Source organism: Streptomyces sp. NRRL S-118, from assembly GCF_000716335.1.
Lineage (GTDB): Bacteria > Actinomycetota > Actinomycetes > Streptomycetales > Streptomycetaceae > Streptomyces.
On sequence record NZ_JOBL01000099.1, the window covers coordinates 41,458 to 57,928 of the forward strand.

Genomic DNA, 16,471 nt, shown 5'->3' on the forward strand with positions numbered 1-16,471 from the left:
ATGCTGACGGCATGAGCAGCCTGAACGTGAACAGCCCGAGCATGAACGGCCCGGCGGCAGCCACGACCGGCGCCGGGTACGAAGTCCGCGCCATCGAGCCCGCGGTCCTGCGGGAGTTGCGGGCGCGGGACGACGCCGGGGTCGCCCGGGAGGCCGTCGTCGACGCGGAGGGCGGGGCGCCGCTGCGCTGCTGCCTGCGGCACAGCGAGGCGGGCGAGCGGCTCCTGCTCGTCTCGTACGCGCCGCTGCGCCGCTGGGCGGCCGCGACGGGGGCCGACCCGGGAGCGTACGACGAGTGCGGACCCGTCTTCGTCCATGCCGAGGAGTGCGCCGGACCGGCCCCGGGCCCCGGCTACCCGGCCGCGATGCACGGCCCGCTGCGGGTGCTCCGCGCCTACGACGCGCGGGGGCACATCCTCGGTGGCACGCTCCTGGAGGTTCCCCGGGAGCGGGCCACCGAGGTGGACCGCGCGCTGCGCGAGGTGTTCGCCGACCCGGCGGTGGCGGTGGTGCACGTCAGGGCCGTGCTGTTCGGCTGCTTCATGGCCGAGGTGCGCCGCCGCTGAAGGCTGCCGGGGAGTGTCCCGGGGGGGCCTGGGGCACTCCCAGGACCTGTCCTGGGGCACTCTCCGGACCTGTGGCGGAAGTGGCCGGAGACGCCTGCCGGTTGTACGCCGGCACCCTCCGCGCGCACTCCCCGAGCCGCTGCCCCCGCGCGCCGCATCGGCACCCCGCCTCACATTCCGCCGGGCCGTCTCGTCGTACCCACAACGGAACGCGACGGAAGCAGACGGAGGTACACCGGCATGGAGCCCGTGAACGTCGCAGTCATCTACTACAGCACCAGCGGCAACGTGCACGCCCTGGCGCGAGCCGCCGTCGAGGGCGCCGAGAAGGCCGGCGCGTACGTCCGGCTCCGCAAGGTGGCCGAGACGGCCCCGCCCGAGGTGATCGACGCCCATCCGGCCTGGGCCCGGCATCACCGGGACACCGCCGATGTCACCGAGGCCGGGCACGGTGACCTGGAGTGGGCGGACGCCGTGCTGTTCGGCACCCCGACCCGCTTCGGCAACCCTGCCGCCCAGTTGCGGCAGTTCATCGACACCACAGGACCCCTGTGGTTCGAGGGCAAGCTCGCGGACAAGGTGTACTCGGCCTTCACCGCCTCCAACAGCGCCCACGGAGGCCAGGAATCGACCCTCCTGGCGCTCGGCAACACCTTCCACCACTGGGGCGGCGTCATCGTGCCCCCCGGCTACACCGACCCGATCCAGTTCACGTCGGGCAATCCCTACGGAACCTCACTCGTGGTCGGTGACAAGGAGCGTGGCGAGGTGAGCCTGGAGGCAGCCCGCCACCAGGCCCGCCGTGTCGTGGAGGTCGCCGCCGCGCTGAAGGCCGGCCGCGCCGCCTGATCCCGTCCCGCAGCACCCCACAACCGAAGGAGTACGCGATGACCACGCACGAGTCCGGGATCCGGGCGCTTCTGGCGAGCCGCGCCGACGCCCAGCAGACCAAGGACATCGACCGGCTCATGTCGTTCTACGCCCCCGACGCCGTCTACTACGACGTCGTCCCCCCGCTGCGGTTCACGGGAACCGACGAGATCCGGCGCAACTTCCTGCGCTGGTTCGACGGATACGTCGGCCCCATCAGCCTGGAGACGCACGACCTCACCCTCGCGACCAGCGGCGACACCGCGTTCGCGCACATGCTCCACCTGGACTCGGGAGAGCGCAAGGGCGGGCTCCAGGCCGCGATATGGGTACGGGAGAGTGTCTGCCTCCAGCGGTCGGACGGAAGGTGGACGATCACGCACGAGCACGTCTCGATCCCGGTCGACCCGGCGACCATGACGGTCTGGCTCCCGTCCGACAAGGACCAGCCCGCCTGACCCCCGGCGGATGACACCGCCTCTCATGCCGCCGGGAGCATGACGGTGCAGCGGTATCGATCCCGGACAGGACGTCCTGCGCGTCATGACGTCGAAGCACTCGCACGTGGAATCCACAGTGAGGGGAATTCACCATGGTCACCACCGGATCGGGATCCGCTGCCGCGCCTCGGGGGGAACGATGGAACGCACGCGGACGAGCGGTGCTCATGAGGTTCGCCGCGGCATCGCTCGCCGCGATCACCGCCGGGGTCTGGGCTGTTGACAGCGCCACTGCCGGAACTCCGGAGAAGGGGCGTGTCGAGGTTCTCGAACTCAAGGTCCGAAACGATCAGTACACGGCTGCCGATCTCGGCCCTGCGGGGCCGAGCCTGGGTGATATGGACGTGTACTCCGGCACTGCCCTGAAGGAGGGGAACAGCGTCGGACGTGGGGGCGGGTCCTGTCAGGTCATCCATATGAAGGGCGACGACATCACGTCGCAGTGCCTCATCACGATGGAGGTCGAGCAGGGTTCTCTGACGATGCAGTCGCTGTGGACGAAAGGAACTGCTTCTCTCGACATGGCCATCACCGGCGGTACGGGCGCTTATCGAAGCGCGCGGGGCATCGCCCGCTTCTGGGACATCGCGACGCCGAACGAGAGGGTGCGGCTCGAAATCCTGCGCTGAGAACGCGACGTCATGCCGGGCGCGAGGCGTGGCGGGCGGAGGCGTGGCGGGCGAGGACCGCCACGGCGCGCCTCGCCTCCGCCTCGCCGCGTTCGCACCGGCGGACGGCCCGGCTCGATGCCCCGCGACAACGCGGATCAAGCCGGGCCGGCCCCATCGGCCACCCGTCGGATCGCCACGTCCCACGGACCGGTCGGGCACCGGCCGCCCGACGCACCCGACGATGCCGGACCGTCACCGGCGGACGAACGACCTGCTCGTGTGGTACTCGCCGGAGAAGCCCGGCTTCTTCCCAGGGGGTGTCACCGGGGCAGCCACGCCCGCCACACCCGCTCGTTGGCCTTCACCCACTTCTCGGCGGCCTCCTCCGGTGAGAGCTTCTGCTCGGCGATCATCAGCGCCACGTCGTTCTGCGCCTCGGTCGTCCAGCGGAAGTTCTTCAGGAAGGCCGCCGCCTTCCCGCCCTTCTCCGCGAAGTCGGCGTTCAGGTACTTCTGCAGTGGCGTGTGCGGATAGGCGCAGGCGACCTTCTTCGGGTCGGCGTCGCAGCCCTCCTTGTACGCGGGCAGCTTCACCTCCGTCATCGGCACCTTCTCGAACAGCCACTGCGGCTTGTACCAGTACGTCAGGAAGGGCTTCTTCTCCTTGGCGAACTGCTTGATCTGGGTGATCTGCGCCGCCTCGGAACCGGCGAAGACGACCTGGTAGTCCAGGTCGAGGTTCTTCACCAGCGCCTTGTCGTTGGTGACGTACGACGGGGAGCCGTCCAGCAGCTGCCCCTTGCTGCCGCTCTCCGCCGTGCGGAGCCGGTCGGCGTACTTGTCGAGGTTCTTCCAGTCGGTGACGTCGGGGTGCGCCTCGGCGAAGTAGGTCGGGACGAACCAGCCGATGTGGCCCGTCACGCCGAGGTCGCCGCCGCGGGCGATCGTCTTCTTCTCCTCGACGTACCGCTGCTCCTCCTCCGGGTGCCCCCAGTCCTCCAGGAGCGCGTCCACGCGGCCCTGGCTGAGCGCGTCCCACGCGGGGACCTCGTCGATCTGGACGGTGTCGACGCGGTAGCCCAGCTCGTGTTCGAGCAGGTACCGGGCGACGGCGACGTTGGCCTGGGCGCCCACCCAGGACTGGACGGACAGGGTGACCGTCTTCGTGCCCTCGGCGGCGGCGTACGGGGACGCCTGTTCGGTCATGTCGGCCGCGCCGCAGCCGGTGAGGGTCAGCAGGGCGAGGGCCCCGGCGGCACGGACCGTCGTGCGGGTCCGCATGTCAGGTCTCCTTCCTGGTCGGCTGCGTCACCCGGTCGAGCATCAGGCCCAGGCAGACGATCGCGGCGCCCGCGACGAGTCCGGTGGCCAGGTCGCCCTGCGCGAGGCCGAAGACCACGTCGTACCCGAGCGCACCACCGCCCACCAGGCCGCCGATGATGACGACGGCGAGGACGAGGACGACCGCCTGGTTCACCGCGAGCAGCAGCGCCGGGCGGGCGAGCGGCAGCTGGACCTGCCGCAGCTGCTGCCAGCCCGAGGCCCCGAGGGAGCGCGCCGACTCCAGCGCCACCGGGTCGACGCCCCGCAGGCCCTGGGTCGTGATGCGGACGACGGCGGGCAGCGCGTACACCACGGCGGCGGCGACCGCCGGGGCGCGGCCCACGCCGAACAGCGCCACCACGGGGATCAGGTAGACGAACTGCGGCATGGTCTGGAAGACGTCCAGGACGGGCCGCAGCACCCGCTCCACCCGGGTGCTGCGGGCCGCCGCGATCGCGATGGCGAAGCCGAGCACCAGCGTGACCGCGACGGCGGCCAGCACCTGCGACAGGGTGTCGAGGGAGGCGTCCCACACGCCGAGGACACCGATGGCGGCCATCGCGGCGACGGCGGTCAGCGCCGTGCGCACCGTGCCGACCAGCAGCGCCAGGGCGCCGACGAGCAGCAGCAGCGCCCACCAGGGGAGGGCCTGGAGCCCGGCCCGTACGGGGTCGAGCACCCAGCCGGTGAAGTGCGCCGCCCAGTCGGCGGTGCCGCCGACGACGGGCACGCCCGAGTAGAGGTGGGCGGTCATCCAGTCGACGGCCCGGTTGACCGGCTCGGCGATGCCGATGTGCCACGCCTCGGGCCAGCTGAGCCCGCCGCTCAGGCGGCCGGTCACGGCGGCGGCGACCACGGCGGCCGCCCAGGCGAACCGGCCGCGGGCCGATCCGGTGCGCGACCGGGCGCCCGTCGCCGTGCGGTCCAGGACGATCGCGAGGAGCACGATCGGGATGCCGGCGGCCAGCGCCGCACCCACGTCGACCGAGGCGAGCGCCTGGTAGACGCGGTCACCGAGGCCGCCCGCGCCGATGACGGAGGCGATGACGGCCATCGACAGCGCCATCATGATCGACTGGTTGACACCGAGGAGGAGTTCCTTGCGGGCCAGCGGGATGCGGGCGGTCAGCAGCCGCTGCCGTCCGGTGGCACCGAGTGAGGCCGATGCCTCGAGCACACCGGGGTCCGCGCCGCGCAGGCCGAGCGCGGTGAGGCGGGCCATGGGCGGAGCGGCGTACACGACCGTGGCCAGGACCGCCGCGGGCACGCCGATGCCGAAGACCAGCACCACGGGCAGCAGATACGCGAAGGCGGGCAGCACCTGCATGGTGTCGAGCACCGGCCGCAGCGCCCGGTACGTGCGGTCGGAGAGCCCGGCCGCCAGGCCGAGCAGCGCGCCCAGGGCGACGGAGGCGGCGACCGCGACGACCATGAGGGCGAGGGTCTGCATGGTGGGGACCCACATGCCGAGCAGTCCGCACACGGCGAACGCGGCGACGGCGGTCAGCCCGAGGCGCCGTCCCGCGACGCGCCAGGCGAGGATGCCGGCGGCGGCGGTGACGCCGGCCCATCCGGCGGCGAGCAGCACCAGGTAGACGCCGCGCACCGAGAGCACGACGGCGTTGCTGATGTGCCCGAAGAAGTAGAGGAACAGCGGGTGGCTGTCGCGGTTGTCGATGATCCAGTCGCTGGCCGAGCCGAGCGGACCGGACAGGTCGGCGGAGAGGGCGGCGGGCCAGCTGCCGCCCCCGGCGAGGAGCAGGCCGGCGGGAACGAGGACGAGGAGGGCGCCCAGCGGCCAGTACCGGCGGGCGGCGGCGGGCAGCCGGGGCTGCACGGGAGCGGTGACGGCTGCGGTCATGCCGCCGCCTTCCCCGCGGCCGCGGTCTTTCCCGCGGCGGCCGCCTCCCCCGTGGGCGGCCGCACGCCGGCCACGACCGCCAGCAGGTCCTTGTGGTCCACGACGCCGACCCAGCGGCCGCCGTCGACGACGCGTACGGGCCCGCCGGTGCGGGCGACGGCCTCGATGGCCTCGGAGACGGTGGCGCCGGGGGCGACGGCCGGGCCGGAGTCGTCGACGCCGTCGCAGGGCGGCCGCATGGCGCTGCGGACCGTCATCACCTGCTCGCGCGGCACGTCGCGGACGAAGTCGCGGACGTAGTCGTCGGCGGGGGCGCCGACGATCTCCTCGGGGGTGCCGAGCTGCACGATCCGTCCGTCGCGCATGAGGGCGATGCGGTCGCCGAGGCGCAGCGCCTCGGTGAGGTCGTGGGTGATGAAGACCATCGTGCGTCCCTCCTCGCGGTGGAGGCGGACGACCTCTTCCTGCATGTCGCGCCGGATGAGCGGGTCGAGCGCGCTGAACGGCTCGTCGAACAGCAGCACTTCGGGGTCGACGGCGAGCGCCCGGGCGAGGCCCACGCGCTGCTGCTGGCCGCCGGAGAGCTGACCGGGGGTCCGGGCCTCCATGCCGTCGAGGCCGACCTTGGCGACCATCTCGGCGGCCCGGGCGCGGCGTTCGGTGCGGGGCACTCCCTGGATCTCCAGGCCGTACGCGACGTTGTCGAGGACCGAGCGGTGCGGCAGCAGTCCGAAGTGCTGGAAGACCATGGCGGCGCGGTGGCGGCGCAGGGCGCGCAGCCGGGTCTTGTCCATGGACAGGACGTCCTCGCCGTCGATGGCGACGGTGCCGGAGGTGGGCTCGATGAGCCGGGTCAGGCAGCGCACCAGGGTGGACTTGCCGGAGCCGGACAGGCCCATGACGACGAAGACCTCGCCCTTGCGCACGTCGAACGAGACGTCGCGGACGGCGGCCGTGCACCCGGTGCGCTCGCGCAGTTCGGCGGCGGGCAGCCCGGCCAGTTCGGGGGAGCCGGGCACGCGGCCGGCCTTGGGGCCGAAGACCTTCCACAGGCCCTTGACGGAGAAGACGGGTGTGGCGGGGGCGGTACTCATCGGGCGTCACCTCGCAGCAGGTCGGCGGCCTTCTCCCCGACCATCAGCACGCCGATCATCGGGTTCACGGCCGGGATGGTGGGGAAGACGGACGCGTCGGCGATCCGGATGCCGTCCATTCCCCGGACCTTCAGGTCGGGGGTGACGACGGCGAGTTCGTCGTCCGGGGCGCCGATGCGGCAGGTCCCGGCCGGGTGGTAGACGGTGTGGGCGGCCTTGCGGGCGTACTCGCTCAGCTCCTCGTCGCCGGTGACCTCGGGCCCTGGGCACACCTCGCGCTTGAGCCAGCTCGCCAGCGGCTCGGTCCTCGCGATCTCGCGGGCGATGCGGATGCCGTCGACGAGCGTCCGGCCGTCGTAGTCGTCCTCGTCCGTGAAGTAGCGGAAGTCGAGGGCGGGCTTGACCCCGGGGTCGGCGCTGGTCAGGTAGAGGCGGCCGCGGCTGCGCGGCTTGGGGATGTTCGGCGTCATGGACACGCCGTGCGCGGGGCGCTCGTAGCCCAGCCGCTCGGGGTTGTCGGTGAACGGGACCTGGTAGAAGTGGAACATCAGGTCGGGGCCCGGCGACTGCGGGTCGCGGCGGACGAAGAGCCCGGCGTCGCTGTCCATCGCGGAGTTCTCGGGGATCGGCCCGTGCGTCTCCCAGACGATGACGGACTCGGGGTGGTCGAGCAGGTTCTCGCCGACGCCCGGCAGATCGTGCGCGACGGGGATGCCCAGCTCCTCGAGGTCCCGGCGGGGACCGATGCCGGAGTGCAGCAGCAGCCGGGGCGTGTCCACGGCGCCCGCGCAGACGACGACTTCGCGGCGGGCGGTGACGAGCCGCTCCTCGCCGTCCTTGGTGCGGACGTGGACGCCGCGCGCCGTGGTGCCCTCCAGCTCCAGCCGGTACGCCCAGGTCTCCAGCATCAGGTGGAGGTTGGGGCGCCGGTCCATGACCGGGTGGAGGTAGGCGACGGAGGCGGACGAGCGCTTGTTGTCCTCGGGGTGGTAGGCGAGGTCGAAGAAGCCGGCGCCCTCGTGGAACGGCTTCTTGTTGAAGCCCTCGACGCGCGGGACGCCGAGCGCAGCCAGGGCGGCGTCGACGAAGTCGCGGGCGATGGCGTTCCGGTCCTTCTCGTCGACCGGCACGATGTTGTTGAGGAGCTTGTCGTAGTACGGGTCCATGGCGGCCGCGTTCCAGCCCACGGCCCCGCGCTCCTCCCACTCGTCCCAGTCGGACGGCAGCGGCTTGAAGGAGATCAGGGTGTTGTGCGACGAGCAGCCGCCGAGGACCCGGGCGCGGCTGTGCCGGATGTGGGAGTTGCCGCGCGGCTGCTCGGTGGTGGGGTAGTCGTAGTCGAGGTCGCCGCCGAGCAGGCCCATCCAGCGGCGCAGGGTCAGCACGTCGGGGCGGTCGAGGTCGCTGGGGCCGCCCTCGATGACGGCGACGGTGACGTCCGGGTCGGCGGTGAGGCGGTGGGCGATGACGGAACCGGCGGTTCCGCCACCGATGACGACGTAGTCGTAGACGGTGTTCTCGCTCATGGTGTGTTTCCCCTGGTCCTTCTCAGCCCGCGAACCAGCGCACGGGACGCGGGGCCAGGTTCTGGTAGACGTGCTTGGTCTCGCGGTACTCGGCGAGCCCGGAGGGGCCCAGTTCGCGGCCGATGCCGCTCTTGCCGAAGCCGCCCCACTCCGCCTGCGGCAGGTAGGGGTGGAAGTCGTTGATCCAGACGGTGCCGTGGCGCAGCCGGCCCGCGACGCGCCGCGCCCGTCCGGGGTCGGCGGTCCAGACGCCGCCGGCCAGGCCGTACTCGGTGTCGTTGGCGAGGGCGACGGCCTCGTCCTCGGTGCGGAACGTCTCGACGGTGAGGACCGGTCCGAAGACCTCTTCGCGGACGACGCGCATGGCGCGGTGGCAGTGGTCCAGGACGGTCGGGCGGTAGAAGTAGCCGGGGCCGTCGGGGCGTTCGCCGCCGGCGCGCAGGACCGCGCCTTCGGCGAGGGCGGAGGCGACGTACTCCTCGGTGCGGGCGAGCTGCTGCGCGGAGACGAGGGGGCCGCACTCGATGCCGTCGTCGGTGCCGCGGCCGATGCGGATCCGCTCGGCGCGGCGGGCCAGTTCGGCGACGAAGCGCTCGCGCACCGGCTCCTCGACGATGAGGCGGGAGCCGGCCGAGCAGACCTGGCCGCTGTGGATGAACGCGGCGTTGAGCGCCTGGTCGACGGCGGTGTCGAAGCCCTCGTCGGTCGCGCAGGCGTCGGCGAAGACGACGTTGGGGTTCTTGCCGCCCAGTTCCAGGGCGACCTTCTTGACGGTGTCGGCGGCGGCGCGCATCACCTTCGTGCCGCTGACCAGTCCGCCGGTGAAGGAGACGAGGTCGACGTCCGCGTGCTCGGCCAGCCGGGCGCCGACGGGGTCGCCGGGGCCGGTGACGAGGTTGGCCACGCCGGGGGGCAGGCCCGCCTCGGTGAGCAGCTCGATGAGCACGACCGTGGTGAGCGGGGTGATCTCGCTCGGTTTGAGCACGAAGGTGTTGCCCGCCGCCAGCGCGGGGGCCACCTTCCAACTGGCCTGGAGCAGGGGGTAGTTCCACGGCGTGATGAGGGCGCAGACCCCGACGGGTTCGTGCACGACGACGCTGTGCACGTCGGGCGAGCCCGCGTCGACCACCCGGCCGCCGCCCTCGCCCACGACGAGGTCGGCGAAGTAGCGGAAGGCGTCGGTCACGCAGTCGACGTCGACGCGGCCCTCCTCGAGGGTCTTCCCGGCGTCGCGGCTCTCCAGCAGGCCGATCTTCTCGCGGTCGCGCTGGAGCAGGGCGGCGACGCGGCGCAGCAGCGCGGCCCGTTCGGCGACGGGGGTGCGCGGCCAGGCGCCCTGCCCCCCGTCGAAGGCTGCGCGGGCGGCGGCGACGGCGGCGTCCGCGTCCTCGGCACCGCCCTCCGCCACGACCGCGAGGGTCGTGGCGTCGACGGGGTCGAGGATGTCTCGCGTGGCCCCGGAGACGGCGCTGCGCCACTCTCCGCCCACGTGGATGGTCTGTTGTTCCGCCACGGTCGCGTTCTGCCTTCCGTTCGCGTGTCTGATCCGGTCGTTCGTCACCGAGGTGGTCGGCGACCGGGGACCCTGCCCTGGCGGGCGGAAAGCATGCGCGAAAGTGTGTTTGCTCACTCCGCACCGGGGTAGCGGAGTGCTCGCACTGCGTCAGCGCCGGCGGCGTCAGCCGGCGTGGGCGACCTCGTCGGGGGCGTCGTCCTGGACCCGGAGACAGGCCACCCATGCCGGCAGCATCCAGTGCGCGACCAGCAGCGCGAACAGGGCCGGGAACAGCAACGCGCCGTCGAAGCGGACGCCGCCGAGCCAGGCGGCGAGCCCCGTCCCGGCCGCGCCGGCGAACAGCGCCCCGAGGCTGATCCGGTGGGCGATGGCCCGGACCCGGTCGCGCTCGTGGAGCTGGCGCTCGTCCAGCATCCGGTCGCGCAGCTCCAGCAGCCCGCGGGTGGCACCGTTGATGACCCCCATGGCGACGCACCAGGGCAGGACCAGCGCCAGCAGGGCGAACGGCATCCACAGCGGGCCGAGGTGGACGCTGCCGAGCCAGAGCGCCACCGAGGCGGCGGTGAGCGCGATGTGCGCGGCCACCCAGGCGCGGCGGCGGGCGGCGGTGCGGCTCAGGGCCTGCATCTCGCGCCGGTTCATGATCGCGTACATCCGCCGGTCGTGGCGCGTCGCGGTGGTGGTGGTCACTGCTTCCTCCCGTTGTCCCCGTACATCTCCGTGGTGAGCGGCCGGAACGGCTCCAGTGAGAACAGCGCCTCCACCGGCAGCCCGAAGTAACGGGCCGCTTTCAACGCCAGGTCGAGGCTGGGGTTGTACTGCCCCCGCTCGATGTAGCCGATGGTCTGGTAGTGGACACCCAGGGCGTCGGCGAGTGCCTGACGCGACACCTTTCGTTCCGCCCTCACCACGGCCAGCCTGTTGTGTACCTGCTCGCTCATGTATAAGAAGTACTACATCTCATAGTGCTTTCGCAATGATCCGAATGGATGACCGGTGCGGGCTTCGTTCCCCGCCGGGGCCTGCGGGCCGACCTAGGGTGCGAGCATGCGCAGCAGCGACGACCGCGTCTACCTCGCCCCCGTCGACCACCTGCGGGCCGTCGCCGCTGTGCTCGTGGTCCTCTACCACGGCTGCCAGCTGCTGAGCGCGCGCATCGAGGGCGGGCCGCGCTTCGTCCCGGCGACGGACTGGCTGTACTCGGCCAACCCGGCCGCGACACTGGTCTTCGAGGGACACACGGGCGTCGCCCTGTTCATGGTCCTGTCCGGGTTCATCCTCACCGTCGGCGCGCACGGCCGGCCCGTCCGCTACGGCCGCTTCCTCACCAACCGGCTGCTGCGGATCTACCCGCTGTACCTGGTGGTGGCGGTCCTCGGCATGGCGACGCACGTCTCCCTGCCGGGCTTCCCGGACCTGCTGCGGGTGCTGACGTTCACGACGCCGAGCCTGCCGTACGACGGGGTGTTCTGGACGCTCTGCGTCGAAATGCAGTTCTACCTGGTCTTCCCGCTGCTCCACCGGCTCCTGACGGAGCGTGGGCCCGGCAGCCTGCTCCGGCTGCTGGCCGCCGTGTCCCTGTTGCGGGCGCTGGTGTGGCTGAGCAGTCCCGCGCCCGGGCCGCACACGGCGGCGCTCCACCTGAGTCTGGCCGGGCGCATCGACCAGTTCCTGCTGGGGATGCTGGCGGCGTGGGTGTACGTGCACCACCGGGAGCGGCTGCGCGCGGTCCGGTGGGCGGCCCCGGCCGCGGTCTGCCCGGCGCTCGCGGCGCTCTGGGCCTTCAACCAGCTCCACGGGTTCGTCTCCGACAGCCCTCTGAAGCTGGTGTGGAGCGGTACGGAGGGGGCCGTGTGGGCGCTGGTGGTGGTCGCGTACGCGGCGGCCGGGCCGAGCGGCACCGGCGGCCGGGTCTCCCGCGCGCTGGCCCGGCTCGGGGAGGTCAGCTTCTCGGTGTACCTGACGCACTTCCTGGTGCTGACGCTGCTGTGCGAGCGCGCGCACCTCCACGACCGGGTCCCCGGCGTGCTGCCCGCGGTGGGGGGCGCGTTCCTCGTCACGGTGGTGGTGGCCCTGCCCGTGACCCTCGCGGTCTCCTTCGTGACGTACCACGCCATCGAACTGCCGTTCCTGCGGCTCCGCCGCCCCTACCTCACCGCCCCGGCCACGGCGGACACACCACGCCCCCGGCAGCACGAGGGCCACCGGGGGCGGTGAAGGACGGGCGCGTCAGGCTCAGATGAGGCCGAGACCGCGGACCGCGTCGCGCTCCTCGACGAGCTCCTGCACGGAGGCGTCGATGCGGGTGCGCGAGAACTCGTTGACGTCGAGGCCCTGGACGATCTCGTACGTGCCGTTCGAGCAGGTGACCGGGAAGGAGGAGATCAGGCCCTCCGGGACGCCGTACGAGCCGTCGGACGGGATGGCCATGGAGGTCCAGTCGCCCTCGGCGGTGCCGTTGACCCACGTGTGGACGTGGTCGATGGCGGCGTTGGCGGCGGAGGCGGCGGAGGACGCGCCACGGGCCTCGATGATCGCGGCGCCGCGCTTGGCGACGGTCGGGATGAACTCGTCGGCCAGCCACGCCTGGTCGTTCACGACCTCCGCGGCGTTCTTGCCGGCGATCTCCGCGTGGAAGATGTCCGGGTACTGGGTGGCGGAGTGGTTGCCCCAGATCGTCAGCCGCTTGATGTCGGAGACCTGGGCGCCGGTCTTCTTCGCCAGCTGCGACAGCGCGCGGTTGTGGTCCAGGCGGGTCATCGCGGTGAAGCGCTCGGCCGGTACGTCCGGCGCGGCGGCCTGCGCGATGAGCGCGTTGGTGTTGGCCGGGTTGCCGACGACGAGGACCTTGATGTCGTCCGCCGCGTGGTCGTTGATGGCCTTGCCCTGCGGCTTGAAGATGCCGCCGTTGGCCTCCAGCAGGTCGCCGCGCTCCATGCCCTTCGTGCGGGGGCGGGCGCCGACGAGGAGCGCGACGTTGGCGCCGTCGAAGGCGACGTTCGCGTCATCGGTGATCTCGATGCCGCGCAGCAGCGGGAACGCGCAGTCGTCGAGCTCCATCGCGGTGCCCTCGGCGGCCTTGAGGCCCTGCGGGATCTCCAGGAGGCGGAGCTTGACCGGCACGTCCGCGCCGAGCAGGTGGCCGGAGGCGATGCGGAAGAGCAGCGCGTAACCGATCTGGCCGGCCGCGCCGGTCACGGTGACATTCACGGGAGTGCGGGTCATGGCGATCTCCGTAAGACAGCTGGCGGTGGGGGTCCCTGCCCCTGGTGCTGGACATCCCCTCGATGATCGATCGGTGTCTCGACGTGAAGAGATATCCAGCGGTCAGGCTATCCGACCCGGGCCCCCCTGAACCCCCGCCCCCTTGTGTCGCGGCTCACTGATTCGGCCGTGCGCGGGCGGCCGCCCGGCCCCCGCTCGCGGCTCAACCGGTGGTGGTGCAGCCCTCGGTGCCGCTCGTGAGCGTGGCGCACGCCTTGGCGGCGTCCGCGTCGGCCGCCGCGACCATCGGCGTGTACGCGTCCTTGTCGATCTTCACGGCGCCCTTCTGCGTGGCACCGGCGGACGTTATGCGCACCGTGTCACCCGGCGTGGCCTGCGTGATGCGGGCCCAGGCGGCCCCGCACGTCTTGCTGTAGCGGACCTCCACCTTCGCCGTGCCGACCGCCGCGGAGGACACGGTCGTGGCGTACTGGCCGCCGCAGCCCATGGTTTCCGGGTCCTGGCCGGTGCAGTCGGTGCCGGTGCACTTGACGCCCGCGGGCAGCGGGTCCGGGGAACCGGTGCTGGGCGGGGCGGTCGGCGACTGGGCCACGGTCCTGCCGTCCCCGTCCCCGTCGCCGTCCCCGCCGAGGTCCATGAGCAGGACGGCCGCCGCTATCACCAGCAGCGCGCCGACGACGCCCGCCAGGAACACCGTGGTCCTGCGCTTTCCGCCACCCCGGCCCGCGGGTACGGACGCGGGTGCCGCCGGCCCGGAGGCGCCCCCGCCGTGGCGGGCGGCACCGCGGGGCGCGGGGCCGTTGGGCCCGCCGTCGGGCGGTATGACGGAGGGCGTGGCGGCGCTGCGGCCGCCGCCGCGTCCGGCACCGGGCGCGCCCGCCCCACGGGACGAGCCGTCCGCGCCGGGCCCCGCGTCGCCGCCGAACTCGCCGAGCGCGGCGCGGGCCTGCGAGATGCGTATGGCCTCCATCGTCATGTCGTGACGCATCTCGGCGCGGCTCCAGGCGCGCTCCGCGAGCTCCCACATGGTGGTGAGGTGGACCGGGTTCGTCCCGGTCACCTCGGCCAGCGCGACGATCGCGCCCTTGGGCGCGAGGAGGCGCCCGTTGAGGTAGCGCTCCCACGAGGTCTTGCTGTAACCGGTACGGTCCGCCACCGCGGCGATGCTCAGTCCGCTGCGGTCGACCAGTCGGCGCAGCTGGCTCGCGAACTCCTTGACCTGCGGATCGAGCTCGTCCGGTAGCGCCTTCCAACGAGGCATGGCCTCCCCCTCTGTTCCCCCGTAGTACGTGCCTGATGTGCTCCCCCGCGCTGCGTGCCCCCTTGCCGCCCCCCGGGTGTCACCGGGAGGGATGCGCGTGGCCAGGATGTCAGTTCCTCGGGCGGGGGCGCACGGGTGGGACCGGACAGCGGCGGCGTGCCCCCACACGCCGGACCGTCGCGATCGCCGCCCCAGTTTCGCATCCGTTGCGGGTCGCTCACACCATGCCGGAATGGTCACCTCCGCGCTACAGGGGACGGACATCACTTGATCCCCGTTGGCGCGTCCATGACTCTTTACGCAGGTGACGGCGCCCGTCCTCCTCGGGGGAGGGGACGGTCGCCGTCACCGTTCGCCCGCCCGTGGGGTCAGCGGGACGCCATCTTCTTCTGCAGCCCTGTGTCGAGCGTCTCCAGGAACTGCTCGGTGGTGAGCGACGGCTGGTCCGCGGAGACCAGCCGGGCCAGGTCCGCGGTCATCTGGCCGCCCTCGACGGTCTCGGCGCAGACCTCCTCCAGCGCCCGGGTGAACGCGGTGACCTCCGGCGTGCCGTCCAGCGCCGCCCGGTGCGCCAGCGCACGGGTCCAGGCGTGGACGGAGGCGACGGGGTTGGTGGAGGTCGCCCTGCCCTGCTGGTGGCGGCGGTAGTGGCGGGTGACGGTGCCGTGCGCCGGCCGGGCGGCGAGGGTGCGGCCGTCGGCGGACACGAGGACCGAGGTCGCCGGACCGGCCGGGCCGAACCCCTGTACGACGGCGTCGGCGCGGAGGTCACCGCCGTCGTTCCGGCACACCCAGAGGAAGCCCCCCTCGCCCCGCAGCGCCGCGGCGACCAGTTCCTCGGCGGGGCGGTGCTCGCAGGTCAGTCCCGCCGCGCCGAAGTCCGCCGCGAACTCCGCGTCGAAGACCTCCAGGAACAGGTCCCTGAACCGGCCGTCGTACTTCGTGAGGGCCGTGTCGTCCGTGGTGAGGCGCACCGGGTGGCGGCGGGCGAGGGCGTAGCGGAACGACGCACGCGCGAAGTCGCGGACCGAGGCGTCGGAGCGGCACCGCGCGGAGGCGGCTCCCGGCCCTTCGAACGCGCACACCTCCAGCTCCACCGGGTCGCCGCCGCCGGCCACCGGCGTGAACGTCAGGGTGAGCGTGCCGGGACCGGGGACCCTGAGGTCGGTGGCGCGCCGCTGGTCGCCGGCCGCGGGGCGGCCGACGACGACCGGTCCCGGCCGGCCGCGGCCCTGACCGGGCAGGCCGCCCAGGACGACCGGCTCGTGGAACACGCCGCCGCCGATGGCCTCGCGGAGCGTGGCGTGGGGCGGGCGGTACCTCGCCCGGAGGCCGAATTCGGCGACCCGGGCCTCGTCCGGGGTGATCGTGGGGCACACCACCCCGGCGCCGTGCCTCCTGACGGCCTGCGCGGCGTCGGCAGTCACCTGGTCGCGGGTGGCGTCGCGGTGCTGGATGCCGAGGTCGAAGTACTCCAGCTCGACGTCCAGGTACGGCAGGACGAGCTGCTCCTTGATGAACCGCCAGACGATGCGGGCCATCTCGTCGCCGTCGAGTTCGACGACGGGGTTGGCCACCTTGATCTTGACCATGGGGCGAACGTCCCTCTCACGCGTAGGACCGGTCGGTCACCCCATGTGTGCACGCACGGCGCGCGCCTCTAACGCACCGCGAACCGGACGGCCTTCTCCAGGAACGGGATCTCCAGCCACGGGGCGGGCTGCGTCATCAGCGCCAGCAGCACGATCGCGCCGCCGAGCAGGCCGTACGTGACCATGTCGGTGAACCGCGACCGTACGGCGAGCATCCCGACGGACGGCACGGTACGGCGCAGTGCGGCGCCCGTGAGGAGGGCGGCGCCGATGAGGAGGGTGCCGATCCGCGAGGCCTGCGGGAAGGGGTCGAGGCCGACGACCACCAGGCCGAGCGTGGCGATCCCGAGGACCGTCAGCAGGGGCCACTGGCGTGCGGGAGCCGGGGCGTCCCCCGGCGCGGCCCGCCCGCCGCCTTCCGGCCGCGCGGTCCCCCGCGTCACGGTCGGCGGCCGCCTCGTCGTGCGGGACGCGGAGGCTCGGCCTTCGTCCTCGCCGCCGGCCCCGGCGGCGGCCGGGGTCGCGGG

16 protein-coding genes are annotated in these 16,471 nt (G+C 72.8%); 5 read left to right on the forward strand and 11 right to left on the reverse strand.

What is annotated here, in order from left to right; genetic code table 11:
- The first annotated feature begins 41 nt into the window (after positions 1-41).
- From IH00_RS0100225 to IH00_RS0100240, 4 genes are all read left to right on the forward strand, one after another.
- Positions 42-566 carry a DUF1203 domain-containing protein gene (locus IH00_RS0100225; RefSeq protein ID WP_031068159.1) on the forward strand — a complete coding sequence of 175 codons (525 nt, stop codon included), beginning with the start codon at positions 42-44 and terminating at the stop codon, positions 564-566.
- A 240-nt stretch (positions 567-806) separates the two neighbouring features.
- Positions 807-1,415: an NAD(P)H:quinone oxidoreductase gene (wrbA, locus tag IH00_RS0100230; protein ID WP_031068161.1), complete on the forward strand. Its 609-nt coding sequence runs from the start codon at positions 807-809 to the stop codon at positions 1,413-1,415.
- Positions 1,416-1,453: 38 nt separating this feature from the next.
- Positions 1,454-1,894 carry a YybH family protein gene (locus IH00_RS0100235; protein ID WP_031068163.1) on the forward strand — a complete coding sequence of 147 codons (441 nt, stop codon included), beginning with the start codon at positions 1,454-1,456 and terminating at the stop codon, positions 1,892-1,894.
- Positions 1,895-2,103: 209 nt separating this feature from the next.
- Positions 2,104-2,565 (forward strand): allene oxide cyclase barrel-like domain-containing protein, encoded by a 462-nt coding sequence (locus IH00_RS0100240; protein WP_031068166.1) that lies wholly within the window; start codon positions 2,104-2,106, stop codon positions 2,563-2,565.
- Positions 2,566-2,867: 302 nt separating this feature from the next.
- Here IH00_RS0100240 and IH00_RS0100245 read toward each other — a convergent pair whose 3' ends face one another.
- The 7 genes from IH00_RS0100245 to IH00_RS0100275 form a co-directional block, all read right to left on the reverse strand.
- Positions 2,868-3,827 (reverse strand): ABC transporter substrate-binding protein, encoded by a 960-nt coding sequence (locus IH00_RS0100245; RefSeq protein WP_031068168.1) that lies wholly within the window; start codon positions 3,825-3,827, stop codon positions 2,868-2,870.
- Between the two features lies 1 nt (position 3,828).
- Positions 3,829-5,730 carry an ABC transporter permease subunit gene (locus tag IH00_RS0100250; protein WP_031068170.1) on the reverse strand — a complete coding sequence of 634 codons (1,902 nt, stop codon included), beginning with the start codon at positions 5,728-5,730 and terminating at the stop codon, positions 3,829-3,831.
- A complete protein-coding gene (locus IH00_RS0100255; RefSeq protein WP_052411088.1) occupies positions 5,727-6,824 on the reverse strand; it encodes a quaternary amine ABC transporter ATP-binding protein in 1,098 nt (365 codons plus the stop codon). Before IH00_RS0100255 ends, IH00_RS0100250 begins: the two co-directional genes overlap by 4 nt.
- Entirely contained in the window at positions 6,821-8,350 is a 1,530-nt protein-coding gene (locus tag IH00_RS0100260) for a GMC family oxidoreductase (RefSeq protein ID WP_031068174.1), read from the reverse strand. Before IH00_RS0100260 ends, IH00_RS0100255 begins: the two co-directional genes overlap by 4 nt.
- A 22-nt stretch (positions 8,351-8,372) precedes the next feature.
- The gene (locus tag IH00_RS0100265; RefSeq protein ID WP_031068175.1) at positions 8,373-9,863 is read right to left on the reverse strand and encodes an aldehyde dehydrogenase family protein; all 1,491 of its coding nucleotides are present in this window, start codon (positions 9,861-9,863) and stop codon (positions 8,373-8,375) included.
- A 165-nt stretch (positions 9,864-10,028) separates the two neighbouring features.
- On the reverse strand, positions 10,029-10,556 hold the full coding sequence (locus tag IH00_RS0100270; protein ID WP_031068177.1) for a hypothetical protein: 528 nt from the start codon (positions 10,554-10,556) through the stop codon (positions 10,029-10,031).
- On the reverse strand, positions 10,553-10,807 hold the full coding sequence (locus IH00_RS0100275; RefSeq protein ID WP_031068179.1) for a helix-turn-helix transcriptional regulator: 255 nt from the start codon (positions 10,805-10,807) through the stop codon (positions 10,553-10,555). Before IH00_RS0100275 ends, IH00_RS0100270 begins: the two co-directional genes overlap by 4 nt.
- A gap of 106 nt (positions 10,808-10,913) precedes the next feature.
- Between IH00_RS0100275 and IH00_RS0100280 the strand changes: the two genes are divergently transcribed.
- Positions 10,914-12,083, forward strand: a complete 1,170-nt coding sequence (locus IH00_RS0100280; protein ID WP_031068182.1) for an acyltransferase family protein — start codon at positions 10,914-10,916, stop codon at positions 12,081-12,083.
- A gap of 18 nt (positions 12,084-12,101) precedes the next feature.
- Here the strand turns inward: IH00_RS0100280 and IH00_RS0100285 are convergent, their stop codons facing one another.
- The 4 genes from IH00_RS0100285 to IH00_RS43725 all read right to left on the reverse strand — a co-directional run bounded on the left by IH00_RS0100285 (position 12,102) and on the right by IH00_RS43725 (position 16,387).
- On the reverse strand, positions 12,102-13,091 hold the full coding sequence (locus IH00_RS0100285; RefSeq protein ID WP_031068183.1) for a malate dehydrogenase: 990 nt from the start codon (positions 13,089-13,091) through the stop codon (positions 12,102-12,104).
- 202 nt (positions 13,092-13,293) lie between these two features.
- Entirely contained in the window at positions 13,294-14,352 is a 1,059-nt protein-coding gene (locus IH00_RS0100290; protein ID WP_031068186.1) for an XRE family transcriptional regulator, read from the reverse strand.
- A 368-nt stretch (positions 14,353-14,720) separates the two neighbouring features.
- The gene (locus IH00_RS0100295; protein ID WP_031068188.1) at positions 14,721-15,944 is read right to left on the reverse strand and encodes an NADP-dependent isocitrate dehydrogenase; all 1,224 of its coding nucleotides are present in this window, start codon (positions 15,942-15,944) and stop codon (positions 14,721-14,723) included.
- Positions 15,945-16,012: 68 nt separating this feature from the next.
- Positions 16,013-16,387 carry a DUF3017 domain-containing protein gene (locus IH00_RS43725; protein ID WP_234334712.1) on the reverse strand — a complete coding sequence of 125 codons (375 nt, stop codon included), beginning with the start codon at positions 16,385-16,387 and terminating at the stop codon, positions 16,013-16,015.
- Between the last annotated feature and the right edge of the window lie 84 nt (positions 16,388-16,471).